General features: G+C 53.7%; 2 tRNA genes. Both read left to right on the top strand.

Features of this window, described 5'->3' with window-relative positions:
• The first annotated feature begins 6 nt into the window (after positions 1-6).
• Positions 7-93, top strand: a tRNA-Leu gene (locus tag H1S06_RS00460).
• 71 nt (positions 94-164) lie between these two features.
• Positions 165-251 (top strand) — tRNA-Leu (locus tag H1S06_RS00455).
• Positions 252-259: the final 8 nt, after the last annotated feature.

Raw genomic sequence — 259 nt, 5'->3', positions numbered from 1 at the left:
TTCGAAGCAGATGTGGTGGAATTGGTAGACACGCTAGCTTCAGGTGCTAGTGCCTTCACGGGCGTGGGAGTTCGAGTCTCCCCATCTGCACCATCCTTCATCTACGGATGCAGGCCCTTCGAAAGTAGACAAGTGGTTGCGCACATTAAAACGTTACACCCAATGCAGATGTGGTGGAATTGGTAGACACGCTAGCTTCAGGTGCTAGTGCCTTCACGGGCGTGGGAGTTCGAGTCTCCCCATCTGCACCATCTGTGCT

The organism is Marinobacterium marinum (genome assembly GCF_013868415.1).
Classification (GTDB): domain Bacteria; phylum Pseudomonadota; class Gammaproteobacteria; order Pseudomonadales; family Balneatricaceae; genus Marinobacterium; species Marinobacterium marinum.
The sequence above is the reverse complement of the archived record's forward strand: the minus strand, read 5'-3'. Positions and strand labels throughout refer to the sequence as shown.